The following is a 25,161-nucleotide window of genomic DNA, read 5'->3' as shown; positions in this document are numbered from 1 at the left end:
TACTTGGCCGGGCGACTCGGCCCAGAGTGCTGCGGTCTGTGAGATTTTAGGGGATTTGACATGGCTTGGACGCTATGGCGGCGCGCGGCTGTTTTCGGCTTGTCGGTGGGGTTGAGTTCTGCGGGAGCGGCTATGGCGCAAAACGCACCTGCCGAGGTGCCACCTGCCAGCTACACTGAAGATCAGTATGTCGACAGCAGAGGCTGCGTGTTCGTGCGCGTTGGCTTTGGGGCAGCGACTGAATGGGCGCCACGCGTATCGAGCAATCGGCAACCTGTTTGTGGTCAGACGCCCAGCTTGGGCGCCGGTGCTGCGCCCGCGTCAGCACAGACAACCGGCGCGCCGATTGTATCCCCGCCCGAACGTATGCCGGTGCGCGCCCAGGCCACGCCTCCCAGAGATCTTCCGCCGATCATTGTGGTCGATACATCAGGGGCGGTGGCCACCGGTGTGCCCCGGACCTGGTCGCTCAGCACGCCGCCAGCCGGTTACAACGCAGCTTGGGATGATGGGCGGCTGAACCCCTATCGCGGCGTTGGAACCGCGACGGGCGATGCGCAGATGGCGCGGGTTTGGACCGAAACGGTACCCCGCCAGGCTGCGCCGGTCCCAATCACCTACGGACATGGCGTTGTGGTATCGTCTGTGTCTAGTCGACCGTCTCAAGCTGTGCAGGCGACACCGTCAAGCCGCGGTGATGAGCCCCGGAATGTGGCACCGGAGGTCCGCGTTGGGGCAGGGCATCGTCATGTGCTGGCCGGGAGCTATGCGGAACGAGAAGAAGCAGTGTCCGCCTATCGTCGTCTGACAAACGCGGGCATGCCCGCCAGCATCGGACAGGTGCAGCGCAGCGGGGCTGCAGCGTTTTTGGTGATGGCAGGTCCTTACGGTGATCCGCAGGCGCTGGGCCGCGCGGTGCTTCAGGCGCGTGGGGCCGGGTTTGCCGGTGCCGTCACGCGCGACTGAACCGCGCTGGCTTGCAGAAGGTCAGCTGGCGCAAATCTCTTGCAAGCTGACCCAATCGGCATCGCTCAGCACCGGGGTGGCTGCACTGCCGCGCATTGGATTGGCCTCGATCAACCCCAAGACAGTTTCCCCCGATACGTCACGGGCGAACGCGTAGGGTTCCGATGAAATGCGCGCGGCGGCAAAGCTGTCGATCAGCGCAGTGTCAGAGACCGGTACGCCTTCGCGCGACAGCAGCCGCGCAGCGTGGCCGTGGATGGCGTCATTCCGGACCTCACCCGTGGTCAGCAGGCGCAGGGTGACGGCCAGACCCGCCTCACGCAGAAAAGTTTCGATCGGGTCGGCGCCGGCACCGCGTATCCGTTCGGCCAGAAGATAGCCCGCAAAGACTTCGGGCGTTTCATAATCCTCGGCCAAATCGGCGGAAGCGACGATGATATTGCCCGGCAAGGTCATTGTGTCGGGGATGGTCGCGGGCACGACGACGACACGTGGCGGCGCGTCCGTGCCGAAGGTGCGGGCGGCCAGCTGCATCAGCGCCTCGCGCCCGGTTGGTGCGCCGCAGGGTCGCCCGGCGATCTGTGTGATCTCAGACAGCATCTGGCGCCCGATTTCGGCCCGTTTGGCCTGGGGCAAAAGACTGACGGTTTGTTGGATCATCGCCTCGGGCAGCCAAAAGATCGCAACCGCCAATACGCCAAGGCCAAAGCCGATACTTAGCGCCAGACGCAGACGGCCCGGGCGGGGCTGCGATTTGGCGATGGCGGTGCGGATACGCTCGATGGCGGCGATCATTTCCGGCTCACCGACTTCGAGTTCTTCGTCGCTATCGGCGGCGGGGGCGTAGAGCGCGGGTTCCTGCCCAGGATTGAGCCGTTCCACGGCCGGAAGCGACCAATGCCCCAGCGCATCCCCCGCTGCCGACGACATGACAAGCGTCGCCTCGCCAAGCGATACGATGACTTCACGGCGCTGATCCTCCGGTCGCTCGCGCCATAGGCCGAGCGCTTCGAGGCGTCGATAATCTTTGAGGGCCGTCATTCGCTGCTCGCGCGCCATTCGTTGGACTTGGATGATATCTCAGCCAGGTGCATGGGTAAACGGCATGCGGTCTGAGATTGCTTTTGGCGTCCGACGCCTGCGATCAGATGTCAGCCGCCCGTTTGCGCAATTCGAATTTCTGGATCTTGCCCGTGGAGGTTTTTGGCAAATCTTCAAAGACCACCCGTTTGGGCGTCTTGAACCCGGCGAGGCGTTCGCGCGCAAAGGCGATCAGCGCGGCTTCATCGATCTGTTCGCCCTCCAACAGCTCCACAAACGCGCAGGGCACTTCCCCCCATTTGTCATCGGGTTTGGCGACAACGGCGCAAAGGGAGACCGCCGGGTGGTGCATCAGAACGCCTTCAACCTCGACCGAACTGACATTCTCGCCGCCGGAAATGATGATGTCTTTGGCGCGGTCGGCGATTTGGACGTAGCCGTCAGGATGCTGCACGGCGATATCGCCGGAGTGGAAATAGCCGCCCGCAAAGGCCTCGGCCGTGGCTTCCGGGTTCTTGTAATAGCCCTTCATGGTGGAATTGCCGCGCATCATGATTTCGCCCTGGCTTTCCCCATCGCGCGGCACCGGCGCCATGGTCTCGGGGTCCAGCACGGCGATCCGATCCATATTGGGCAGCGGCACGCCCTGGCGCGCCTTGATCGCGGCGCGCTCATCAAGGCCAAGATCGGCCCAATCGGCATCCTGCCAGGTGCATTCGGTGGCGTGGCCGTAGGTTTCCGTCAGGCCGTAAACTTGGGTCACGTGGAAGCCCATCGTTTCAATCGCGGCCAGCGTCGCGGCAGCGGGCGGCGCGCCTGCGGTAAAGACCTCGACCACGTGATCGAAGCTGCGGCGATCCTGGGATTTCGAATTTACGATCATGTTCAAGACGATGGGCGCGCCGCCGAAATGCGTGACGCCGTGATCAGCGATGGCGTCATAAATCGCCCCCGCCGTGACATCGCGGCAGCAAACCAGCGTGCCGCCCACGGCGGGCATCGTCCAAGTATGGCACCAATTGTTGCAGTGAAACAGCGGCACAATCGCCAGAAGCGTCGGATAGAGCGTCATCCGCCAGGCAATCGGCGTGCCCATCGTGATGAGGTAGGCGCCGCGGTGATGATAGACGACGCCCTTTGGCCGCCCGGTGGTGCCTGACGTGTAGTTCAGCGCCAGGCTTTCCCATTCGTCCTGCGGCATGATCCAAGGCGTGTCGGGGTCGCCTTGGGCCAGAAGCTGTTCATAGGTGGTGTAGCGCCCGGTGGCCGGATGGCCGGCCTCGGTATCGGGGCATTCGATGATCTGAGGGGCAGGACCCTCCATCGCATCAATGGCAGCCTCCACTAGAGGCAGGAATTGGGTATCCGCCAAGATGATTTTGGCCTCGCCATGATCGAAGATGTAGCCGACGGTTGACACATCGAGACGGATATTGATCGCATTCAGCACCGCACCCGCGGCGGGCACACCGAAATGCGCCTCTACATGGGGGTAGGTGTTCGGAAGGACCGTCGCGACAACATCGCCGGGTGCGATCCCCTGTTTCGCCAGCGCCGAGGCCAGCCGCGACACCCGCGCGTGGTAGTCCGCATAGGTCGCTTTGTGGTCGCCATCGATCACCGCGATCCGCGTTGGAAATACCTGCGCCGCGCGCGTCAAATGGCTGAGCGGGGTGAGCGGCACGAAATTCGCCGCGTTCTTCTCAAGCCCCGTCTCGTCGCTCATCCACCCCATCGCGCACCCTCCCAAATCGCGTAATTGACTAGTGATGCCGAACCTTGCGTCAAAAAGAAAGGGTGGAGGCGATGCGGCAGCGCCCGTTGGCATGATTGCATCGGTGTCGACCGCGCGCTTAGATATATTAATGTCCCAAAGCGGCGCGAAGATCATTTTGTTTCGGGGCGCCTCGCTCATCTCGATGCTGCGTGACGATTGCGCCAGTATCAAGTTCCCGAACCATTGGGATTTGCCGGGTGGCGGGATCGAAGCGGGTGAAACGCCCCGGGCCGCGATGCTGCGGGAGATCAGGGAGGAGCTTGGGCTGGATATCAGCGACGCCCCGATCATTTGGGAGAAGCGATATCCGGGTCTGACCGGTCAGGCGTCGTATTTCTACGCTGCGCCGATCACTGTGACGCAGATGGAGGCGATCCGGTTCGGGGATGAGGGGCAGCGATGGGAGTTGATGCCAGCAGGTGTGTTTTGCGGTCGCGAGGACGCGGTGCCGCATTTTCGGCCAAGAGTGGCGGAGTTCTTCGCGTCGCAGGCATTCCGGTCGGCGCATTGATGTCTGCAGGCTGCTGTTCGATTTTCCGAGAGCGTGCGTTGAACAGATCGAAAGGGGCTGTTGGTTGGATTTAGATCAAGAGACCGTGCACCTGCGCGAGGCCGTCACCGAGGCCGACTTTGACGCCGCTCGGGCGTTGTGCTGGGCCTATCGCGATGTGCTGCTGGGCTTGGGTGGGCGCGATGCGGCGGCGGTTCTGCACTTCTACCCGGAGGAGGAGTATTCCCGTTTGATGGCCGCGCTTGGCCGCTATCATGCACCGCCCGAAGGTGCGATTTTGTTGGCGTGGAAAGGGGATCGCGCCGTGGGCTGCGGGATGGTCCATACGCTGTCGCCGGGGGTGGCCGAGATCAAGCGCGTCTATGTCAGCGATGCGGTGCGGGGGCAGGGTGTTGGGCGGGCGGTGATGGAGGCGTTGATCACGCTCTGCCGGGAGCGTGGGTTTAAGCGGATCTTGATGGATACCGGGCGCAAGCTTCAGAGCGCGATCGCGCTTTACGATCAATTGGGGTTCGTGCGCCGCGGGCCGTATTATGAGCTGCCCGAGGATGTGGCCGCGTTGCTGGTATTCTTTGAGATGGAGTTGTAGCGGGGCGCTAGGGTGCGGCGTCCAACGGGCGGCGATCCAGGATCCAGGTTGTGATGGCGTCGAGCGCGCCCGGCGCAAAGGCATGGCGCCCTTCGATCAGGAACCGAAGCTGTGCGTGCCAGGGCCACTGATCGGGCAATTGCCAATTATAGGGGCCAGCCCGGAGCAGGCTATGGGTCGCGTCGGGCCAGAGCGATATCACGTTGTCCGGATGCGCATCCCCCGCCAGGTCTCGGTAGATCGCAGCATCATGGGCCGCGTCCACGTTCAGGTCAGCGGCGCCCCAGATCGCCATAAGCGGCAGATCAAGCTGCGACAGGGCGGCGCTGGCATCCTCAACGCGATTGGTGCGAATGAAGCGAAAGCGGTCCGGCGTGAGGCCCTCTGGCGGCTCTCGATGTTCAGCGCCTGGGCCGAAGAGGTTTTCATCGGCGCGCGTTTCCTCCGCGAGGGCCGCTACGATGGCGGCATCATCTAGACCCTCGCCTACCAAACGGGTGCGCGTGAAGTAGTCGCCTTGCTGTTGCCAGGACACGGCGGGACCGAGCAGAACCAGGAAATCGGCATCATCCGATGTAAGGCGTGGCAGGACCCATCCGGCCTGCGAGAAGCCGAGCGCGCCGATGGGTAGGCCGTCAAAACGCTGGGCGAGGGCATCCAGCGCCGCGCGGGTCTCGGCGGCGCGGTCTGCCATGGATTGGTGCAGCCAATTGCCGTCTGAGGCGCCGATACCCGGTTTGTCCCAGGCCGCAACCGAGATGCCGTGATCCAGCAGCGAATTGATGAACGGGGCATAGCCGCCCGCAGATGTCCGGTCTTGCGGGCCGTCGCCATGGACCAGGGCGACAATGGCTTGGACTGGGATGTCAGGCGTCCAAAGCGTGCCGGAGAGTTGGGTGCCGACATTTTGGAACACGAAGGGCGTGCTGCTGCGCCGATCCAAATCGTGGTCGGTCAGCCGCCACAGCGCAAGCCCGACGAGTAAGGCCAGCAACAGCGCTGCGGCGATCACGGAACGTATCCTCAAGGCGTTGGGCTCTCAGGGTGATAAGCGTACAGCATATTTAGGAAGGCGGCGCGGCGAACACAAATCAAAGCGCATAGAAAAAGGCGCCCCCTGCGAGGAGGCGCCTTTTGCTGAAGTTAGGATCGATCAGGCGGCTTTGGCGTCCACGCCTGTGCCGAAACGACCGTAGAAGCTTTGGCCTTTCTCCGCCATCTCGCGCAGCAGCGGTGGGCAGGCAAAGCGGGCTCCATGGGCCGCGGCCAACTGGTCGCAGCGTTCGGCGGCATATGCCGTGCCGAGGATGTCGAGCCAGGAGAACGGGCCGCCGGACCAAGGGGCGAAGCCCCAACCCAGGATCGCGCCCACATCGCCTTCCCGGATATCCATCAACACGCCCGCCTCCAGCGCACGCACTGCCTCAAGCACCTGGGCGAAGAGAAGGCGATGCTGCACATCGGTCAGCTCTGGCTGATCCTCGGCGACTTTGTAGCGTTCGCCCAGACCGTTCCACAGGCCCTGGCGCTTGCCGTTGTCATCATAGGCGTAGAAGCCCGCATTGGCTTTGCGGCCCAGACGCCCCTCTTCCTCCATCCAGAAGATCAGCTCATCGGTGGTGTCGTCGTAATTCGGATCGCCCGCCTTGGTCGCCCGGGCGATCTTGGCTCCCAGATCGATCGAGGTCTCATCGGTCAACTGCAGGGGCCCGAGTGGCATGCCGACCAGCTTCGCGGCGTTTTCGATCAGCGCCGGTTCGACGCCTTCCTGCAGCATCCGCACGCCTTCGTTCACGTAGGGTAGGATGCAGCGGTTGGCGTAGAAGAAGCGTTCATCATTCACCACGATGGGCGTTTTGCGGATCTGGCGCACAAAATCGAGCGCTTTGGCCACGGCCTGATCGCCGGTCGCCTTACCCTTGATGATCTCCACCAGCATCATCTTGTCGACGGGCGAGAAGAAATGGATGCCGATGAACTGCTCGGGCCGGCTGGATGCGTCGGCGAGCATGGTGATCGGCAGGGTGGAGGTGTTGGTGGCGAAGATCCCATCTCGGTTCATGACGGCCTCGGCCTTGGCGGTCACCTCGGCCTTGACCTTCGGGTCCTCGAACACAGCCTCGACAATCAGATCGCAGCCTTTCAACGCGTCGTAATCGGTCGTGGCGGTGATCTGGCCCAGAACCTTGGCCTTCTTCTCTTCTGTCACCTTGCCGCGCTTCATGCCCTTGTCGAGCAGACCTTCGGAATAGGCCTTGCCGCGATCCGCCGAGTCTTGGGCCGCGTCGATCAACACCACTTCGATGCCCGCAAGCGCCGAGACATAGGCGATGCCTGCGCCCATCATACCCGCGCCCAGGATGCCGACCTTTTTGACGGTCTGGTCGTCGACGGCAGGGCGGTTGGCGCCCTTCTCAAGCGCCTGTTTGTTCACGAAGAGCGACCGGATCATCGCCGAAGAGGATGGGTTCATCAGGATCTGCGTGAAATACCGCGCTTCGATCCGGATCGCGGTGTCGAAATCGACCAGGGCGCCCTCATATACCGCGCTCAGTAGGGCCTTGGCCGCCGGATAGACGCCTTTGGTCTTGCCGTGGATCATCGCATTGGCGCCCACGAAGGTCATGAAACCAGCGGGGTGATAGGGCGCGCCGCCGGGCATTTTGAAGCCCTTCGCATCCCAAGGTTTCACGATATCAGCAGGTTTCGCGTTCAAAACCCAATCCTTGGCGGCCTGCAACAGCTCATCGGCTGGCACGACATTGTCGATCAGCCCCGCGGATTTCGCTTTCTTGGGCTCCAGCATTTTTCCTTCCAGCAGGACGGGCGCAGCGGCCATGGCGCCGACCATGCGGGAATAGCGCGTCGTGCCGCCCGCGCCGGGGAAGATGCCAACGAGGATTTCGGGCAGGCCGATCTTGGCTTTGCCGTCGGCCATAACGCGGTGGTGGCATGCCAAGGCGATCTCGGTCCCGATGCCCGCGCAGGTGCCGGTGATGGCGCAGGCAATCGGCTTACCGCCTTTATTGGTCTTCGGCTCCATCCCCGCACGTTCGATTTTCCGCAGGATGCGGTGGCCGTTCATGGTGAAATCGAAGAGACCCTGGGCCGGATTGTCGCCCGCCTCTTCACGGATCGACGCCAGAACGTTCAGATCCATGCCACCGGCGAAGTCTTTCTTGCCCGAGGTGATGACGATGCCTTTGACATCGTCATTGGCCAAAGCCTCATCCACAAGGCTTTCGCAGGTGTCGAAGGCTTCGCGGGCCAGAACATTCATCGATTTTCCGGGTACATCCCAGGTGATTACGGCAACGCCATCGGCGTCGATCTGCATCGTGAAATCAGTCATGATTTCCTTATCCTCTTCTGAATTTCGCGCATTGTCGGGATGTCCGGGGCGACCTGTAGGTCGTGGTCCTGCCCAAAGGGGTTCGACAAGGCATTGGTGACGGAACTGCACGCCCAATGATTTTCGGTCAGGGTCAGGATCATGCGGCTTTTGACAGGGCCGAAGCGTCGCGTCGGATCGCCTGTGATATGGGTGCTATGATAGCCGCAAATCCGATCTGCGGCGATGAATTGGGCGGAGCGGATCCGACGCTCCATCCTGGCGCCGGGCGTGTTGAACTTGACGCGCATTGCGTCGAAGAAACCGCGCATTTCCTCGGCGGTTGCGAAAATATGGTCTGAATCGTCGTAATGCGCGGTCAATGGGTAGGAGAATTGCGCGGACCATGCATCGAAATCACCGGCATTCTGATGGGTATCCAATACGTTCAAAAAGGCATCGTAAAGCGGCTCTGCCCGGGTCAGGCCAACGCGGATATCCGCAATCTTACCTTTCCAGCGGTCTGCAAAAACGCCCGGCTGGCTATGGGCGGCGTGGAGCGGAAAGCGCAGATTGCCCAATTCATGCTCGGCTTCGGCAACCTTCCAAAGCCCGGCCTCTTCATCCAGGCGCAGTACCATGTAGCTCATGTAGCTGGGCAGGATCGAATAGGCGTTGCGCAGAATGTAGGTCTCGTGCCAGCCCTCGATCAGCGTATCGGACAGACGTTGGGCACGTTTCACTAGACGAATGAAATGCGTGGCGCCATGGCCTGCCAGGCTATCGGCGATGGACTGCATTTCCGACAGCACATCGTCGTGGGTCTCAAACAGATCCTCACGGTCGCTGATGCGAATGATAAAGGGCCGGTCGAAATGGGCGACGGCCTGATCCGCTTGTCCACTCAGCAGCAGGTCCGAGACGGTATCAAGGTGCCGCTGGTAGATTTCGGCGGTGGCATCCAAGCCCGGGTCGTTTTTGATCGCGGCGTTCATCGGGTGTTGTCCGCTGATCGTGCCTCTGGCCAGGCCATGCTGGACAGAGAGTTGACGATGCTGGTGGCGCGCCAGACGCCGTCCTGTTGGCGCAGGGTCATCGAACTGACAAAAGGCTGCATCACCGGGCGGGAATTGGCGAGCAGGTGGGTTGTGTAATTCCCGACGATCAGACCCGCCCCCAAGGGCGTCACGCCTGAAGAGAGGCGCACCATATGGGTGATGCCGTTGTCTTCGAGCATCTGGCGATATCCGGCAAACCCTGCATGCAGGGTCTCGTCGTCTTCGACATTGGTCGTGGTGGTTTCAGTGATCAGCGTAAACGGCAAGCACACGGCGGCGGCATAGGTGGGGTAATCGCCCGCCATCACCGCCGCGCCGACTCGGTCTAGCCAATCCTGAAATACATCGCGATCCATTTGCGGTTACACACGCTCCAGGATGGTCGCCGAGCCCATGCCCGCGGCCACGCATAGCGTCGCCAGACCGGTTTCCTTATCGGTGCGCTCCATCTCATCCAGCAGCGTGCCGAGGATCATTGCGCCCGTGGCGCCCAGGGGGTGGCCCATGGCAATGGCGCCTCCATTCACGTTGACCTTATCGTGGTCGGCGTCGAAGGCCTGCATGAAGCGCAGCACGACCGAGGCAAAGGCTTCATTGACCTCGAACAGATCGATATCGCCGAAGGACATGCCGGTCTCGGCCAGGATTTTCTCGGTCACGGGGACTGGGCCGGTCAGGTTGATCGTGGGATCGGTGCCGATCTTAGTGTTCGCCTTAATCCGCGCCCGGGGTTTGAGGCCCCATTTTTCGCCAAAGTCCTTGTTGCCGATCAAGACAGCAGCCGCGCCGTCGACGATGCCCGAGGAATTGCCCGCATGGTGGATGTGGTTGATCGCCTCAAGGTGGGGATATTTCATCAAGGCGACGGTGTCGAAGCCGGGCATGACCTCACCCATCTCCTTGAAGGCGGGCTTGAGGGAACCGAGCGACTGCATGTCGGTCTGGGGCCGCATGTATTCGTCACGGTCCAGGATCGTCAGGCCGTTTTGATCCTTCACGGTGATGACCGATTTGCCGAAGCGTTTTTCCTCCCAAGCCTTGGCGGCGCGCCGTTGGCTTTCGACGGCGAATTCATCCGCCTCGTCGCGGTTAAAGCCGTATTCGGTTGCGATGATGTCGGCGGAGATGCCTTGCGGCACGAAATAGCTGTCCATGGCCAATTGCGGATCGACGGCCATGGCCGCCCCGTCCGAGCCCATGGCGACACGGCTCATCATCTCGACCCCGCCCGCGATATAGCCGTCGCCCGCGCCGCCTTTCACCTGATTGGCGGCGAGATTCACGGCTTCCAGCCCTGAGGCACAGAAACGGTTGATGGCAAGGCCCGGGATGCTTTCATCGAGGTCGGAGGCCAGAACGGTAGCCCGCGCCAGGCAGCCGCCCTGTTCCATGACCTGGGTGACATTGCCCCAGATCACATCCTCGACGGCATGGCCTTCCAGGTGGTTGCGCTCTTTCAGGGTATTGAGCGTGAAGGCCGACAGGCGGGCCGAGGTGACCTCGTGCAGAGCGCCGTCCTTGCGGCCCTTGCCGCGCGGCGTGCGGATCGCGTCATAGATATAGGCGTCGGTCATGGGAATACTCCGATGGTCTGGGCCAAGAGAAGGGGCTTGGCCGGTGTCTGATTGGGGAACGGTTTGCGCAACTGCGCAACCGGATGTGTCATCAAGCTTGGGTGAGGGGCGGGGGACCGCCTAGCCGCAGGATGGGCTGCAATCGCAGCCCCCGCCATCGCAGGACGGAGCGGAGCAATCGCCGGGCATGCAGCCATCACCGCCCGAAGGCTCTGGCGCTGCGCTGGGTTGTGCATTGCCTGGCCCGCCAGAGGCCGTGCCTGCCGCACAGAAGGCAGGGACCAGCGACCACAGGCTGCAATCGCAATGGGAACAATCGGACTCGTTGCCTGGGTCTTCGCCCCTCTTACGCTTCTGCGGATTGCCGCGTTTCTTGCGCAGCGGGTTGCCGCGCCGCGGGCCGGGATCTGCTTCATTGGCGTGGATCGGGCAATTCGCCCGGAGGGTCTGCGAGGCGTCGCGGCAATCGGCAAACCGGGCGCGGATAAGCGGGATCGAGGCCCAAAAGCCATGGTCGCGGATCGCATGTTTGGTAAATCCCGAACAGCCGGTGCCGCCATGCAGGACCGAATGGGCGCAACGGAACCCTTTTCGCGGTGAGAGATAGCGTTGATAGCCCCAGATCGCGCCAAGGGCGAGTTGACTGACCATGCCTGTTTGCACCTTCTTTGGGCGATTGTGACGATAGCGCTGAAATACAGCAGGAATGTGGCGGGGCGCGTGGTCATACGGGCAGGGCCCGCTGCATGAGATCGTAGGGATGCTTCCATCCCGGCACGCTTTGAATGCGGGTCAGCCAGGTGTCGATTGCGGGCCAATCGGCGCGGTTGAAGTTGAACGGTTCCTCATAAAACAGATATCCGGCGCAACTGATATCGGCGCAAGTCAAGCTATCGCCCACAACCCAGTCTTGTCCGGCAAGATGTCGTTCAAGTACATTGAGCGCGGCGTTCAGGCGTCCTGTCAGGAAGGCAAGGACATCGGCATTCCGCTTTTCGGCGGGCAGAAAATTCATCATGAAGCGCAACGGGCCGGCGACGCCTGAGATCTTTTGGTTGTCGTAAATTGTCCAGCGCAGGATTTCCCGGTGATCACCCCCTAGTTTTCCGGTTGCCTCCATCACCCAATCCTGGATCACGCCGGATTGCGTCAGAATGGTGCCTGAGGCATCCAAAACGGGCACCTCGCCCATCGGATTCAATTCCAGAAACGCCGCGCTGCGGCCTTCGCCCTTGAAGAAGTCCACAAATCGGGGCTGCCAATCGACCCCCGCCAGTTCCAATGCCAGAGCCGCCTTGTAGGCGTTCCCGCTTTCTCCGAAGCAATAGAGTGTGTTCGTCATCTGACCCTCCCGTGGCGATGCGCGCAGTCGTCTCGTTCGTATGCAGCTTCGGGCCGAAAGGGCCCGCGCCGCGCCAGTGTTAAGGGCCGAACGGGTCCCTAACACATTGTTAACCAAGTTGGCCTATCCTGCAGGCCGCGGATCAGGCGGATCGCTCCGCCCCGCAGACGATACAGGCGCCGTGTTGGGCCGCGATGCTCCCTTCTGGACCGGGGACCTCGCGGGACTTCGCGGCGCCTCCCTTGTCGAGCGCCTAGCGCTTGCGGTCGTCGATTTCGGAATTGAAGATCCGGATCCGTGCGATGAATTTCTCCTCGTTGATGACACTGCCCCAATGTTCGAACACAAAGGACAGAAATTCCCCCTCATCCAGTCCCGCCTCTTTCGACAGATTGCGCAGTTTGCGGTAGCCATCCTCGCTCATCGCGATGTTTGGGCGGCGGGTCAGGCGAAGGCGTTTGGGCATTGAGATCCTCTGTCTTTCTAAGATTGCGCGGCGGGCAAGGGTGCCGCCGCGCAACCTGCAATCAGAAGTTCGCCACGTCCAGCGCCATGACCGGATCCGCGCCGCTCTGGATCCGGGCCAGATGCGTCGCGGTCATCGGCAGGGTGCGCTGCATGTAGAACCGCCCCGTGGCCAGTTTGGTATTGTGGAAATCGGGATCCGATGTGCCGTCTGCAAGGGCTTTGAGCGAGGCTTTCGCCATCATTCCCCACATCAAGCCCAGGCAGGTATGCCCGAACAGGTGCATGAAATCATACGAGCCCGACAGCGCGTTGTTGGGGTTCTTCATGCCTTCCTGCATGAAATACATGCCTGCGGCTTGCAGATCCTTCGAGGCTGCTTTCAGCGGTGCGATGAACTCGTCCATCCCCTCAATGTCGGCGTTTTCCTTGCAGAACGTCTTCACCAGATCAAAGAAGGCCATGACATGTTTGCCGCCATCCTGAGCGAGCTTGCGGCCCACCAGATCCAGGGCCTGAACGCCGTTTGCACCTTCGTAGATCATTGCGATCCGGGCATCGCGGGTGAATTGCGACATCCCCCATTCTTCGATGTAGCCGTGGCCGCCATAGATCTGCTGGGCCTGGACGGTCATGTCATAGCCCTTGTCGGTCAGGAAGCCTTTGATGACCGGCGTCAGCAGCGAGATCAGCCCGTCGGCATCCTTGTCGCTATTGCGATGGGCGCGGTCGATCAGGGCCGAGCCCCAGAGAAGGAACGCACGGCCACCTTCCGCGAAGCTCTTCTGCTCCATCAGGTTGCGGCGGATATCGGGATGCACGATCAGCGGATCGGCGGGACCGTCGGGGTTCTTCACGCCGGTCACGTCGCGGCCCTGGAGGCGATCCTTGGCATATTCCAGCGCGTTCTGGAACGCGACCTCGGCCTGGGCGAGGCCCTGCATGCCAACACCCAGACGCGCCTCGTTCATCATGGTGAACATGGCGCGCATACCTTTGTGCGCGTCTCCTAGCAAGTAGCCCGTGGCCTCGTCATAGTTCATCACACAGGTCGAATTGCCGTGGATACCCATCTTCTCTTCAATCTTGCCGCAGCTGACGCCATTGCGGGCGCCGAGCGAGCCGTCCTCGTTCACCAGGAATTTTGGCACGATGAAGAGCGACACGCCTTTGATCCCCTCCGGCCCGCCGGTGATCTTGCCGAGGACGAGGTGGATGATGTTGTCGGCCATGTCGTGTTCGCCGGCGGAGATGAAGATCTTCTGACCGGTGATCTTGTAGCTGCCGTCGTCCTGAAGCTCGGCTTTGGTGCGCATCAGGCCCAGATCCGTGCCGCAATGGGGCTCGGTCAGGTTCATTGTGCCGGTCCAGTCGCAGGACACCATCTTGGGCAGATAGGTGTCTTTCTGCTCGTCCGAGCCGTGGGCCAGGATCGCCGAGGCGGCTCCGTGGGTCAGGCCCTGATACATCGTGAACGCCTGGTTGGCGGACGAAAACATCTCGCCCACGGCGGTGTTCATGATGTAGGGCAGGTTCATGCCGCCATATTCTTCGGGCATGTCGACGCCGGGCCAGCCGCCTTCCTTGACCTGCTCGAAGGCCTCTTTGAACCCGTCGGGCGTGTAGACCACGCCGTTCTCCATCCGGCAGCCTTGCGTGTCGCCCACCACGTTCAGCGGCGTAAGAACTTCGGTCGCCATCTTGCCCGCTTCACCCAGAATGGCGGCGGTATAGTCGGTGTCGAGCTCATCATAGCCGGTGATGTCATGGCCGGAGATGTTCAGCACGTCATGCAGGATGAATTGCATGTCTTTGATGGGGGCGGTGTAGCTGGGCATCGGTTCCTCCCGAAGAATCTTGTCGGTTATTCTGCTGCGGTTGTTGTGGCGCCGCGCGTGGACAGCATGTCACTGACCAATTGCATCTGATTGCGCAGTTCCTCGATCGCCTCGTCCAATTCCGAGCGCTGGCGCTCCATATCGGTGAGACGGTCATTGGCGATATCCAGGGTACGGCTTAGCTGCGTCTCCTGGCTGTCGCCGACATAGTATAGGTCAAGAAGTTGACGGATCTCTTCCAGGCTGAAGCCAAAGCGCTTGCCGCGCAGGATCAATTTCAGCCGCGCACGGTCTCGTCGTGTGAACAGGCGACGTTGGCCTTCGCGGATCGGGAAGAGCAGTTCTTTCGCTTCGTAGAAGCGCAGAGTCCGCGGTGTCACCTCAAAGGCGTCACACATCTCGCGGATCGTCATGGTTTCGGAGGTCATGGTATGGTCTCGCTACTACTGATTACCTGTGCCGTGACCGCCAAATGCGAGTCGTTGGGGCAGCATACAAGATTGGATGACGTTTACGTAATTCAGACGTCACGTCACTTTGTCGCTGACGAAAGGTAAGCAAAATTGACTTAGGGTCAGTCGCAACAAAACTTCGCATGCGTTGCCTAGCGGCGCGTCAGGGTCAGCCCCGTGCTCAGATGCCAATGCTGACCATCGGGCGTTGTGAAGGCCCATCCCTCGACCGACCAGGTATATGTGTCGATCCAGACATAGCCCGATGTCGTCGGGTGCAGATCGCCGTGGCGGATCAGCGCGCGTAGGGGAACATGGGCAATCTCCTCACCTGGCCTTTGGATGACCCACAAGACAGGGTCATCGCGGTCAAATCCCGCATCCAAGATGTTGCCACCCGCATTCGATACTAGGACATACTCGTCATCAGGTGAGGGATAATGGCGTAGGGGCGCACCCAATATCCGATCACCCAAGGCGCGTGGCCCGGTGCGGTGATCGTGATGTGCGGCGGTTCCAGCGTGGCGTCCGCGACAACACCGCCAGGATGTATCCGTTGCCAATCGGTCACCGGGGACAGGGGGGTATCAGCGATAACCGGCGTGGCCAGCAGCGCGAGAATTCCTGCACGGATCATTCGCTTGCGGCTGTCTCGTCGCGCAGCGATTTTAACTCGTCGATGATCTCATCCAGTTCGACGCGACGTTGCTTTAATTCGTCAAGCTGCGCATCGGCCATATTCAGCCAAATATCGCGCTGCGCCTCCCAGCCTTCGCCGCGATCGTAGATTTCAAGCCATTGTCGGATCTGTTCCAGGGAAAATCCAAACCGGCGGCCCCGCAGGATCAAGGTCATGCGCGCCACTTCTCGGGGGCCATAAAACCGGGACCGGCCCTCGCGTTCAGGCGACAGCAACTCGATATATTCGTAATGCCGCAAGGTGCGCGGCGTTACGTCGAACCGGGCACACATCTGTTTAAAATCAAGCCGTTCCGGTGCCATGATCTGCCAAGCTCTTCTCGCTCCCGTCCTAAGTATGCCGCCTTGCGCGACGATTGTTAAGGCACTTCGCCCTTGCGCCCGCCGGAATGGGGCGCAACATCTGCGCATCGGCAGATGAGAGATCCTATGGCAGACACTTCCAACCTCACCCCGGCGGACAAGGCGCGGATCGCCCGGCAGATGATCGAAGCGCTGCCGTTTTCGCAATCGCTGGGTATGACACTGACCGAGATTGGTGATGGGATGGCCGCGATTTCAATGCCCTATTCTAAGGCTTTGGTGGGGGATCCCGGCACCGGTGTGATCCATGGGGGCGCTGTATCGGCGCTGATGGATACCTGTGGCGGGGCGGCGGTGATGAGCCATCCCGACGCGGTGGCCAGCACCGCGACGTTGGATTTGCGGATCGATTACATGCGCCCCGCGACGCCCGGGCAGACGATCACGGCAAGGGCGGAATGCTATCATGTGACCCGGTCTGTCGCGTTCATCCGGGCGCAGGCCTTCGACGAAGATCCGACGCGGCCCGTTGCGGCGGCCACCGGTGCCTTTACCGTTCAGCGGGAGGCATCGGCATGAGACCCCGCCCCGAACCCATCCATGTGGTGAAAGAACGGCGCGACCGCGCATTGGCGGTTTTGGTCGCTTCGGTCCCCTATATCGCAACCATGGGGATCAGCTTTGATCGCCGCGGAGATGAGCTGACCGCGGTTTTGAACTATGACGACAAGCTGATTGGCAATCCATTGCTGCCCGCCCTGCATGGCGGCGCCACGGCTTCGTTCCTGGAGGTTGCGGCGATCATGGAGTTGGGCTTCCATATCCTCTGGGAAGAAATCGAAAGCGGCCGGATGGATGCCGACGCGCTTAGCCCCGATACCTTGCCGCGTATGCCGAAAACGGTCGATTTCACCGTGGATTATCTGCGATCCGGCCTGCCGCGCGATGCCTATGCACGCGCACGGGTCAACCGCTCGGGCCGACGCTATGCCAGCGTCCATGTGGAGGCGTGGCAGGACAATCGCACCCGTCTTTTCGCCCAGGCGACCGGGCATTTTGTCATGCCCGACCCGGGATAAGCCAGCCATGACCGCGCCAGCCGATGCCAGCGCCCCACCGCAGCCCCTGACACACCGCCGGGTTCTGAAAATCGCGGTGCCGATCGTGTTGTCCAATGCGACGGTGCCGCTTCTGGGCATCGTGGATGTCGGTGTGGTGGGTCAGATGGGTGAGGCCGCCCCAATCGGGGCGGTGGGCATCGGGGCGATCATTCTGACCTCGGTCTTCTGGATCTTCGGGTTCCTGCGCATGGGGACGGTCGGTCTGGTGGGGCAGGCCGAGGGCGCGGGCGACCGCGCAGAAGTCTCGGCGATCCTGACACGGGCCTTGATGGTCGCGGGTGTTGGAGGAGTGCTCTTGACCGCACTCTACCCGGTGATCATCTGGGCCGCCTTTTCTTGGGAGCCCACCAGCGCGGAGGTCGAGGCGCTCGCGCGCGATTACCTGTTCATCCGGATCTGGACCGCACCCTTTGCAATCTCGGTCTATGCGCTGACCGGATGGCTCATCGCGCAAGAGCGCACCGGCGCGGTGTTCTGGATTCAACTGATTATGAATGGCCTCAATATCGGGCTGAATTTCCTGTTTGTGCTGGGCTTTGGCTGGGGCGTGGCCGGGGTGGCCCTGTCCACTGCGATTGCCGAAATCGTCGGCGCGGGGCTGGGTCTGTGGTTTTGCCGTGATGCGTTTGCCCGGCCCGATTGGCGCGATTGGGTACGCGTCTTCGACCGGGTGCGATTGGTGAAGATGGCCCTTTTGAACGTCGATATCCTGATCCGCTCGGCCCTGCTGATGGCGATTTTCACCTCTTTCACCTTCCTGGGCGCGCAATTTGGCGATGTCACGCTGGCCGCGAACGAGGTGCTGATCCAGTTCATGTATCTCACGGCCCACGCGATGGACGGATTCGCCTTCGCCGCCGAGACCCTTGTGGCGCGTGCCTACGGTCGCCGGGATATCGGGCGCTTGCGGCGTGCCTCGCTTCTGACCTCAAGCTGGGGAGCGATTATTTGCGCTGGGATGGCTTTGGCGTTCGCTGTGTTAGGCCCCGCCTTCATCGACATATTGGCCAAAGATGCCGACGTGCAGGCCGCCGCGCGTGCCTATCTGCCGTGGATGGTCGCCGCCCCATTGGTCGGATGGGCGGCCTGGATGCTGGATGGGATTTTCATCGGCGCCGCACGCGGCAAGGACATGCGCAATATGATGGTGATCAGCGCATTGATCTATGTGATGGCTGCGATGATCTTGATCCCGGCATATGATAACAATGGCGTCTGGGCGGCTTTGTTGATCAGTTTCGCCGCGCGGGGGCTGACCCTGGCCAGCCGCTATCCGGCCCTGGAGCGGGGCGCCCGCATTTCGTGATGAAATGCGGATCCGGCGCGCTTAACATCGGTGAACTAAAGCCAGCCTGCGACGTCGATCCCAACCGCTTGCGTTACGTTGCCGATCCCATCGCGTTCAAGCTGAGCGTCGAGCCCATGGGCGATTTCTGCCGCCAGCGATAGCCCGCCATAGACCAGCCCAGTGTAAAGCTGCACCGCCGAGGCGCCCGCCTTGATCTTTGCATATGCCTGATCGGCAGAGCTGACGCCGCCCACCCCGATCAGGGGCACGGTTCCGTCGGTCATCTGATATAGCTTGGCCAGGATGCGGGTAGACTTTTCGAACAAAGGCTGTCCGGATAGCCCGCCTCTTTCGTTTGCTTGGGCGCTGTGCAATCCGTCACGATCCAGCGTGGTGTTTGTGGCGATAATCGCTTGGATCCGGTCCGGCACCGCCATGACAACCTCGGTGATCGCAGCCAAGTCGGCATCGCTCAGATCGGGGGCGATCTTCAGGAACAGCGCGGTTGGGCTCTGTTGCGCTTGGCGCACCGCGTCGATCTGGGAAATGATCTCAGCCAACGCGGCCGGTCCCTGCAGATCCCGCAGCTTTTCAGTGTTGGGAGACGAGACATTGATCGTCGCGAAATCGATATGGGCGGCACAGGTCTGATAGACGGCGGCGAAATCCGCGATCCGATCCGTGCTGTCCTTGTTGGCGCCTAGGTTGAGGCCGGTCGGGATGGCGCGAGGTGCTTTGGCCAGCCGCTCTGCAATCGCCGCTACGCCGTCATTGTTGAATCCGAACCGGTTGATCGCGGCGCGATCTTCTTCCAGCCGAAACAGGCGCGGTTTCGGGTTGCCGGGCTGCGGGCGCGGAGTGGCGGCGCCCACCTCTATGAACCCAAAGCCAGCCCGTTGCAGGGGTGCAATGGCAACGGCGTTCTTATCGAATCCGGCGGCCAACCCCACCGGATTGGGCAGATCAATCCCGCCGATCCTGGTTTTCAGCCGTGATGAGGTGACCACACCGGGCAGGGGCGCAAGCCCTGCGCGCAGAGCGGTCAGCGCGGCAGTATGGGCGGTTTCCGGCGGCAACTTTCGCAGCAGGGTCAGGCCGAGCGTTTCCAGCATTCACATGTTGTCCGGGAACAGGTGCGCGCCGTCCACGACAGGCAGCGGTGCGTGCCAGATCACGTCGGCCAGCCGCAAAGGCCCATAGAGATGCGGAAACAGCGCGCCACCGCGCGAGGGCTCCCATTTCAGATCGTCGCCCAGATCATCCGCCTCAAGCGCAGCCAGAACCAGCCCCTCGACGCCCGCGAAATGTTTCGCAGCGGTTTCAGCGGCTTGCTCAGCGGTTGAGAAATGCACGAAGCCATCGGCCAGATCGATCGGCGCGCCCGCTGTTTCGCCATCGCGTTCCAGCGTGGCCCATTCCTCGGGGCGGAGAATTTTGTAGATACGCATGGCCGGTGGTTTCCCCTGCACACGCCCCGACGTCAAGTGTCACACTGCGTGGAAAAAACTGTCACAAAACTGTCATGTCACGTCTTTACGCAGGCGACGCCTGCCGCCATGCTGGCGGATGTCTGATGATAAAATGTCTCAAGAAATTTCGGGGAGAAGTCCATGATTGCACGTATTCTTGGAACCACGGCGATGGTCACCGGCCTGATGGCCGCGGTGCCTGCCGCAGCGGAAACGACGCTGCATCTGCTGCATATCAACGATCTGCACAGCCGCATCCAGCCGATCAACCGCTTTGATTCCACCTGCAATGCCGAAGATGACGCGGCGGGTGAATGCTTCGGCGGCGTGGCGCGGATTGCCACGGCGGTTGCCGATTTGCGCGCCGAGCTCGAAGGGCAGAACGTGCTGTTCCTGGATGCGGGCGACCAGTTCCAGGGCTCGGCCATGTTCACGACCTATAGCGGTGCGGCGGCGGCTGAATTCATGAATGCCATGGGCGTCGACGTGATGGCGTCGGGTAACCATGAATGGAATCTGGGCCCGGCAGGCTTTGCCAGCTTTATCGATATGGTCGAATTCCCGGTGATCTCGGGCAATGTCGATGTCAGCCAGGAACCCGCGATCGAAGGCCGGTTGCAGGACCATGTCGTGCTGGATGTGGACGGCGTGCAGGTCGGCATCATCAGCGCCCTTGCGGTGGATACGGCCGAGACCTCGTCGCCCGGCGACAACGTGATTTTCTCTGACGAGATCGAAGGGTTGCAGGCCGATGTCGACGCGCTGACCGAGGCGGGCGTTGGCATCATCATCGCACTGACCCATGTCGGCTGGCAGGACGATGTGCGCATCGCCGAGGCAGTCACCGGCCTGGACCTGATCGTGGGCGGGCACTCGCACACGTTGTTTTCCAACACAGATGAGGGCGCAACGAACCCCTATCCGCTGATGGTGGCCAATCCCGATGGGATCGAGGTGCCGATCGTGCAGGCCTATGCCTATTCGAAGTATCTGGGGCACCTGGAGGCCACCTTCGACGATGAGGGCAACCTGGTCTCGGCCACCGGCGACACGATCTTGCTGGATGCCTCTGTCACGCCCGACGAGACCATCGCGGCTCGGGTGGCGGAACTGGCCGAGCCCATCGAAGAGGCGATGAGCGAAGTGGTTGGCGAGACCGCCGACTTCATCGAAGGGGACCGCAGCGTGTGCCGGGTCGAGGAATGCCCGATGGGCAACCTCGTGGCCGATGCAATGCTGGAGCGCGTGGCCGATCAGGGCATCACCATCGCCATTCAGAACGGCGGCGGTCTGCGCGCCTCCATCGATGGGGGCGAGACGACGATGGGCGAGGTTTTGACGGTTCTGCCGTTCCAGAACACGCTGGCGACGTTCCAATTGACCGGGGCGGGCATCGTCGAAGCGCTGGAAAACGGTGTGAGCGAAGTCGAGGAAGTGGCGGGCCGGTTCCCGCAGGTCTCAGGTATGCGCTATACCTGGAACCCCAGTGCCGAGCCCGGCAGCCGGATCGTGTCGGTTGAGGTTGCCGAGGGTGACGGCTTTGCGCCGATTGACCCCGAAGCGGTTTATGGCGTTGTGTCCAACAACTACATGCGCGGCGGCGGCGACGGTTACGATATCTTCGAGACCGACGCGACAGACGTGTACGATTTTGGACCGGGCTTGGAGCAAGTGGTGGCGGAGTATATCAGCGCCAACAGCCCCTATGCGCCCTATACCGATGGTCGGATCTCGACGGCTGAGTAAACCCTAGTCATCTGACTTTTCGAAAAATTTGACCGGCCCTGGGCATCCTGGGGCCGGTTTTTCTTTGCCATGCGCTGGGTGCAAGGCGGGTTTGGCGAAACGGGGAATTGTTCTTTGGGTGAGCGCTAACATATCGAGAGCACGAGAGACGAAACGCCAGCCAAAAGGAGCATCATCATGGCCTCGATCTTCGCCCAAATCCGGAATGCTGCCGAAAAGCGCGCGGCTTACCGTCGGACCGTCGCGGAACTGTCCTCTGTCTCGACCGAATTGGCGGTTGAAGATCTGGGGTTCTACCCCGGCGACGCACGCAAGATTGCCCATCAAGCGATCTACGGCCGCTAATCGCGCCGCATCTCAAGCCCACCGACACCCGGTCTGTACCACAGGCCGGGTTTTTCGTTTCGGCATGGCGGCATCCTGTCGCTTTACCTGACCCATAGGCCCCCTAAGTGCCCCGGTCATGGATGGAACAAGACGGATACAGGTGCCGCGCCCGGCAGGTGACGGACATATCGCCCGCCTGGTGGACTTGCTGAATGGCGTCTTGGCGCCGCCGCCGGGCAGGGAGCGGATCGCGCTGGCGCTGGGTCTGGGCGTGATCACGCATCTGGTCTTTGCGGCGGCGGTGCTGGCCATGATAGTCGCGATGGGCTTTGGCATGTCGCGCAGCTTTGGCAACGTACCCGGTGGCTGGGCTTGGATGGCCAATGCCGGTTTGGTTCTGCAATTCCCGCTTGTCCATTCGCTGCTGTTGACCCGCCGCGGTGGCCGCGTTTTGGCGCGCGGCGCCCATGGCGCGACATTGGTAACGACGAGCTACGCTTTAATCGCCTCGCTTCAATTGCTGGCTCTTTTTGCGCTCTGGACACCGTCCGGCGTCATCTGGTGGCAGGCTCAGGGCGCGGTCTTATGGGTGGTCCTGACGGCTTACGCCGCGTGCTGGCTGTTTTTGATGAAAGCGAGTTTCGATGCGGGCGCCGAGGTGCAATCGGGCGCGTTGGGCTGGATGAGCCTGATGGCCAAGCGCAAACCGCGATTTCCCGATATGCCCCAGACTGGTATGTTTCGGGTGATCCGCCAGCCGATTTACTTGGCCTTCGCGCTGACCACCTGGGCGGTGCCGGTCTGGACTCCGGATCAATTGGTCTTGGCGCTGCTGCTCACGGCCTATTGCGTCATCGCGCCGCTGTTGAAGGAGCGTCGGTTTCGGGCGCGCTACGGCGAACGCTTCGAGGCTTATGCGGCCCGGGTGCCCTACATGGTGCCACGGCTGGCGCGCCCGACAAAAAAAGAGGCCGCCCAAATGGGCGACCTTAGTCCAACAGGGAGAGAGGAGCGCCAGCGAGGGAGGTGATGCCGCCGCTCCGATACATTACACAATCCCCTGTGAACGCGGCGGAATTTGGACTTTCTGGAAACGATTCCGGGGAAAGACAGGGACGGTTTCAGGGGCGCACAACGGCGATATGGACCTTGACCGGACCAAGTCCATGGCCTACGCCAACGATATGGGCGGGTATGGTGAAATGGTATCACACGAGCCTTCCAAGCTCTTGGTGCGGGTTCGATTCCCGCTACCCGCTCCACTCCACCCCGATCTGACGACGCGCCCCATTGGCGTGTTTACCTTGCCGAGGTCGGCGGCGACTTGTATCCACGGCCAACACAGACATAGCTGAGCGACATGCCACAAGATCAGATCCAAGCCGCGCCGGTCATGCCGCCAAAGCCATCCGCAAATGAAGAGCGGGCGACATCGAAACGTATCGGCAGTTTGGCGGCACTGGGGCCGTTCATGGCGCCGTATTGGAAGATGGTCGCCGGTGCGATCGCGGCTTTGATCCTGACGGCGATGGTGTCGCTGGCGTTGCCGCTGGCAGTGCGCCGGGTGGTCGATGGGTTCGAGACCGAAAGCGTCGAACTGCTCGATCAGTATTTTCTCGCAGCCCTGGGCATCGCCGCGCTTTTGGCGCTTGGTACGGGATTGCGATATTATCTGGTCACACGTCTGGGCGAACGGGTGATCGCCGATATCCGCAAGGCGGTGTTCGATCGGATGATCGGGATGAGCCCGGCCTTCTACGAACGGATCATGACCGGCGAAGTGCTGAGCCGGATCACCACCGATACGACATTATTGCTGAGCGTTATCTCGTCCAGCGTATCGGTAGCGCTGCGTAACCTGCTGATTTTGCTCGGTGGCGTGGCTTTGATGCTCTGGACGTCACCGAAACTGACCTTGGCGGTCTTGCTGATCGTGCCGTTGGTGATCGTGCCCATCGTCGTGCTGGGGCGGCGGTTGCGCGTGCTCAGCCGCGAGAACCAGGATTGGATTGCCGAAAGCTCCGGTAATGCGTCTGAGGCCTTGTTGGCGGCCCAGACGGTTCAGGCCTTTACCCATGAACGCCCATCGACGGCGCGGTTCGACGAGGTCACCGAATTCTCCTTTGACAGCGCGCGCAAGCGCATCGGGACGCGTGCGGTGATGACGGTGATCGTCATCGCTCTGGTCTTCAGCGGCATTGTCGGTGTCCTGTGGATGGGCGCGCGCGACGTGCGGGCCGAAGAGATGTCGATCGGCGTTCTGATCCAGTTTCTGATCTACGCGATCATGGTTGCAGGCTCGGTCGGGGCCCTGTCGGAGATTTGGGGAGAGTTGCAGCGCGCCTCCGGGGCAACGGAGCGACTGGTGGAATTGCTGGGCACCGATGACAGCGTTGCTGACCCGGAGAATGACATCGTCCTGCCGCAGGGCGGGCGTGGTGAGATTGCGTTTGAAGGCGTGCGGTTCCACTATCCCACGCGGCCTGAAACGGCAGCTTTGGATCATGTCTCCTTCGTCGTGAAACCGGGTGAAACAGTGGCCTTGGTGGGGCCTTCGGGGGCAGGGAAGTCAACCGTGTTTCAACTGCTGTTGCGGTTTTACGACCCCGAGAGCGGTGTGATTAAGGTCGACGGTGTGGCGCTGCCGCAAATGGCACGCGAAACCTTCCGGAGCGCGATGGCGCTGGTACCGCAGGACCCGGTCATCTTCGCAGCCTCGGCGCGTGAGAACATCCGGTTCGGACGTCCCGACGCAAGCGATGCAGAGGTTGAGGCCGCGGCCAAAGCGGCGGCTGCGGATGGGTTCTTAACCGCGCTGCCGCAGGGCTATGACACTTACGTAGGCGAGCGCGGTTTGATGTTGTCGGGAGGCCAGAAGCAGCGCATCGCGATCGCTCGGGCGATCCTGCGCGACGCCCCGATCCTGCTTCTGGATGAGGCGACATCCGCCTTGGACGCTGAATCCGAGCGCGCCGTGCAAGACGCGGTGGGCGAGTTGTCGAAGACGCGCACCACCCTGATCGTGGCGCATCGTCTGGCCACCGTTAAGCAGGCTGACCGCATCCTGGTGTTCGAAGACGGACAGATTGTTGCCGAAGGCACGCATGATGCTTTGGTCGCCGAAGGCGGGCTATATGCGCGGCTGGCGCGGTTGCAATTCACGGCAGGTCTTGCCGCCGAATAGGGCGCCGTTGCGTTACGCTTGCGCGACCCGTCTATTTCCGTGATGTTTTTCAGCGGGAGAAGCTCCCTATATAAGGGGCT

The 25,161-nt window shown here is 61.6% G+C and carries 27 protein-coding genes and 1 tRNA gene; 11 read left to right on the top strand and 17 right to left on the bottom strand.

Annotated elements, in window-relative coordinates:
* The first annotated feature begins 60 nt into the window (after positions 1-60).
* On the top strand, positions 61-966 hold the full coding sequence (locus V8J82_RS19595) for an SPOR domain-containing protein (protein WP_339977838.1): 906 nt from the start codon (positions 61-63) through the stop codon (positions 964-966).
* A 21-nt stretch (positions 967-987) separates the two neighbouring features.
* Here V8J82_RS19595 and V8J82_RS19590 read toward each other — a convergent pair whose 3' ends face one another.
* Together V8J82_RS19590 and V8J82_RS19585 are read right to left on the bottom strand one after the other, a co-directional pair.
* On the bottom strand, positions 988-2,007 hold the full coding sequence (locus V8J82_RS19590) for a hypothetical protein (protein WP_339977836.1): 1,020 nt from the start codon (positions 2,005-2,007) through the stop codon (positions 988-990).
* 103 nt (positions 2,008-2,110) lie between these two features.
* Entirely contained in the window at positions 2,111-3,742 is a 1,632-nt protein-coding gene (locus V8J82_RS19585) for an AMP-binding protein (protein ID WP_339977834.1), read from the bottom strand.
* Positions 3,743-3,872: 130 nt separating this feature from the next.
* Here V8J82_RS19585 and V8J82_RS19580 point away from each other — a divergent pair, with 130 nt between their 5' ends.
* A complete protein-coding gene (locus V8J82_RS19580) occupies positions 3,873-4,295 on the top strand; it encodes an NUDIX hydrolase (protein ID WP_339977832.1) in 423 nt (140 codons plus the stop codon).
* Between the two features lie 64 nt (positions 4,296-4,359).
* On the top strand, positions 4,360-4,884 hold the full coding sequence (locus V8J82_RS19575) for a GNAT family N-acetyltransferase (RefSeq protein ID WP_339977830.1): 525 nt from the start codon (positions 4,360-4,362) through the stop codon (positions 4,882-4,884).
* Between the two features lie 7 nt (positions 4,885-4,891).
* Here V8J82_RS19575 and V8J82_RS19570 read toward each other — a convergent pair whose 3' ends face one another.
* The 13 genes from V8J82_RS19570 to V8J82_RS19510 form a co-directional block, all read right to left on the bottom strand.
* A complete protein-coding gene (locus V8J82_RS19570; protein ID WP_339977828.1) occupies positions 4,892-5,896 on the bottom strand; it encodes an alpha/beta hydrolase in 1,005 nt (334 codons plus the stop codon).
* Positions 5,897-6,037: 141 nt separating this feature from the next.
* Positions 6,038-8,236, bottom strand: a complete 2,199-nt coding sequence (locus tag V8J82_RS19565; protein ID WP_339977826.1) for a 3-hydroxyacyl-CoA dehydrogenase NAD-binding domain-containing protein — start codon at positions 8,234-8,236, stop codon at positions 6,038-6,040.
* Positions 8,233-9,210: a hypothetical protein gene (locus V8J82_RS19560; RefSeq protein WP_339977824.1), complete on the bottom strand. Its 978-nt coding sequence runs from the start codon at positions 9,208-9,210 to the stop codon at positions 8,233-8,235. Before V8J82_RS19560 ends, V8J82_RS19565 begins: the two co-directional genes overlap by 4 nt.
* On the bottom strand, positions 9,207-9,629 hold the full coding sequence (locus V8J82_RS19555) for a hypothetical protein (protein ID WP_339977822.1): 423 nt from the start codon (positions 9,627-9,629) through the stop codon (positions 9,207-9,209). The genes V8J82_RS19560 and V8J82_RS19555 overlap by 4 nt, the downstream gene beginning before the upstream one ends.
* A gap of 6 nt (positions 9,630-9,635) precedes the next feature.
* A complete protein-coding gene (locus V8J82_RS19550) occupies positions 9,636-10,847 on the bottom strand; it encodes an acetyl-CoA C-acetyltransferase (RefSeq protein WP_339977820.1) in 1,212 nt (403 codons plus the stop codon).
* 120 nt (positions 10,848-10,967) lie between these two features.
* On the bottom strand, positions 10,968-11,498 hold the full coding sequence (gene yidD, locus V8J82_RS19545) for a membrane protein insertion efficiency factor YidD (RefSeq protein ID WP_339977818.1): 531 nt from the start codon (positions 11,496-11,498) through the stop codon (positions 10,968-10,970).
* A gap of 73 nt (positions 11,499-11,571) precedes the next feature.
* Positions 11,572-12,189: a glutathione S-transferase family protein gene (locus V8J82_RS19540; RefSeq protein WP_339977816.1), complete on the bottom strand. Its 618-nt coding sequence runs from the start codon at positions 12,187-12,189 to the stop codon at positions 11,572-11,574.
* Between the two features lie 253 nt (positions 12,190-12,442).
* Entirely contained in the window at positions 12,443-12,655 is a 213-nt protein-coding gene (locus V8J82_RS19535) for a hypothetical protein (RefSeq protein ID WP_339977814.1), read from the bottom strand.
* A gap of 61 nt (positions 12,656-12,716) precedes the next feature.
* A complete protein-coding gene (locus V8J82_RS19530) occupies positions 12,717-14,492 on the bottom strand; it encodes an acyl-CoA dehydrogenase C-terminal domain-containing protein (protein WP_339977812.1) in 1,776 nt (591 codons plus the stop codon).
* Between the two features lie 26 nt (positions 14,493-14,518).
* Positions 14,519-14,920, bottom strand: coding sequence for a MerR family transcriptional regulator (locus V8J82_RS19525; protein ID WP_339977810.1), 402 nt, complete (start codon positions 14,918-14,920; stop codon positions 14,519-14,521).
* 176 nt (positions 14,921-15,096) lie between these two features.
* Positions 15,097-15,330, bottom strand: coding sequence for a hypothetical protein (locus tag V8J82_RS19520; RefSeq protein ID WP_339977808.1), 234 nt, complete (start codon positions 15,328-15,330; stop codon positions 15,097-15,099).
* Between the two features lie 23 nt (positions 15,331-15,353).
* Positions 15,354-15,581 (bottom strand): hypothetical protein, encoded by a 228-nt coding sequence (locus tag V8J82_RS19515; RefSeq protein WP_339977806.1) that lies wholly within the window; start codon positions 15,579-15,581, stop codon positions 15,354-15,356.
* Positions 15,578-15,946 (bottom strand): MerR family transcriptional regulator, encoded by a 369-nt coding sequence (locus V8J82_RS19510; protein ID WP_339977804.1) that lies wholly within the window; start codon positions 15,944-15,946, stop codon positions 15,578-15,580. The genes V8J82_RS19515 and V8J82_RS19510 overlap by 4 nt, the downstream gene beginning before the upstream one ends.
* A 126-nt stretch (positions 15,947-16,072) precedes the next feature.
* On the opposite strand from V8J82_RS19510, the gene V8J82_RS19505 reads away from it, so the two are divergent.
* From V8J82_RS19505 to V8J82_RS19495, 3 genes are read left to right on the top strand one after another with little or no spacing between them, the layout of a single operon-like run.
* Positions 16,073-16,525 (top strand): PaaI family thioesterase, encoded by a 453-nt coding sequence (locus tag V8J82_RS19505; RefSeq protein ID WP_339977802.1) that lies wholly within the window; start codon positions 16,073-16,075, stop codon positions 16,523-16,525.
* The gene (locus V8J82_RS19500; protein ID WP_339977800.1) at positions 16,522-17,025 is read left to right on the top strand and encodes a PaaI family thioesterase; all 504 of its coding nucleotides are present in this window, start codon (positions 16,522-16,524) and stop codon (positions 17,023-17,025) included. Before V8J82_RS19505 ends, V8J82_RS19500 begins: the two co-directional genes overlap by 4 nt.
* A 7-nt stretch (positions 17,026-17,032) precedes the next feature.
* The gene (locus tag V8J82_RS19495; RefSeq protein WP_339977798.1) at positions 17,033-18,373 is read left to right on the top strand and encodes an MATE family efflux transporter; all 1,341 of its coding nucleotides are present in this window, start codon (positions 17,033-17,035) and stop codon (positions 18,371-18,373) included.
* A 35-nt stretch (positions 18,374-18,408) separates the two neighbouring features.
* Here V8J82_RS19495 and V8J82_RS19490 read toward each other — a convergent pair whose 3' ends face one another.
* Together V8J82_RS19490 and V8J82_RS19485 are read right to left on the bottom strand one after the other, a co-directional pair.
* Entirely contained in the window at positions 18,409-19,467 is a 1,059-nt protein-coding gene (locus V8J82_RS19490; protein ID WP_339977796.1) for a quinone-dependent dihydroorotate dehydrogenase, read from the bottom strand.
* Entirely contained in the window at positions 19,468-19,803 is a 336-nt protein-coding gene (locus V8J82_RS19485; RefSeq protein ID WP_339977794.1) for a DUF952 domain-containing protein, read from the bottom strand.
* A 162-nt stretch (positions 19,804-19,965) separates the two neighbouring features.
* Between V8J82_RS19485 and V8J82_RS19480 the strand changes: the two genes are divergently transcribed.
* From V8J82_RS19480 to V8J82_RS19460, 5 genes are all read left to right on the top strand, one after another.
* Positions 19,966-21,570, top strand: coding sequence for a bifunctional metallophosphatase/5'-nucleotidase (locus V8J82_RS19480; RefSeq protein ID WP_339977792.1), 1,605 nt, complete (start codon positions 19,966-19,968; stop codon positions 21,568-21,570).
* A gap of 177 nt (positions 21,571-21,747) precedes the next feature.
* Entirely contained in the window at positions 21,748-21,915 is a 168-nt protein-coding gene (locus V8J82_RS19475; protein ID WP_339977790.1) for a hypothetical protein, read from the top strand.
* A gap of 118 nt (positions 21,916-22,033) precedes the next feature.
* Positions 22,034-22,927 carry a methyltransferase family protein gene (locus V8J82_RS19470; protein ID WP_339977788.1) on the top strand — a complete coding sequence of 298 codons (894 nt, stop codon included), beginning with the start codon at positions 22,034-22,036 and terminating at the stop codon, positions 22,925-22,927.
* A gap of 158 nt (positions 22,928-23,085) precedes the next feature.
* Positions 23,086-23,159 (top strand) — tRNA-Gly (locus V8J82_RS19465).
* A gap of 98 nt (positions 23,160-23,257) precedes the next feature.
* Complete coding sequence (locus V8J82_RS19460; RefSeq protein WP_439650089.1) at positions 23,258-25,081, top strand: ABC transporter transmembrane domain-containing protein; 1,824 nt, start codon at positions 23,258-23,260, stop codon at positions 25,079-25,081.
* Positions 25,082-25,161: the final 80 nt, after the last annotated feature.

The sequence above is a fragment of the Gymnodinialimonas mytili genome, assembly GCF_037544085.1.
In the GTDB taxonomy this organism is placed as follows: domain Bacteria; phylum Pseudomonadota; class Alphaproteobacteria; order Rhodobacterales; family Rhodobacteraceae; genus Gymnodinialimonas; species Gymnodinialimonas mytili.
Note: the sequence above shows the minus strand (reverse complement) of the source record. Positions and strands in the feature narration are given on the sequence as shown.